Here is a 228-nt window from a genome sequence, read left to right on the forward strand (position 1 = left end):
GGCCGCAGCGCAGGGTCAGATCGGTGATGTCGGTGCGGCGGGTTGTGGCGTAGTCGGAGTCGTGATGCACCTCGCAGTGATAGCCCGATATGGGGCAGTTGGGATGCGAGCACCCGCGTTCTTTGGCATACAACACGATCCGCTGCCCCGGCGAGGCCAATCGCTTGGTGTGGAACAGCGCGAGTTCTTTTGCGCCGTCGTAGATGCGTAGGTAGTGGTGGGCGTGGC

At 63.2% G+C, this 228-nt stretch carries 1 pseudogene; it reads right to left on the bottom strand.

Annotated features, from left to right (window positions below):
• Positions 1 to 228, bottom strand: a pseudogene (locus BST15_RS21085) (13E12 repeat family protein); the annotation flags it as partial.

The organism is Mycolicibacter arupensis (assembly GCF_002086515.1).
In the GTDB taxonomy this organism is placed as follows: Bacteria; Actinomycetota; Actinomycetes; order Mycobacteriales; family Mycobacteriaceae; genus Mycobacterium; species Mycobacterium arupense.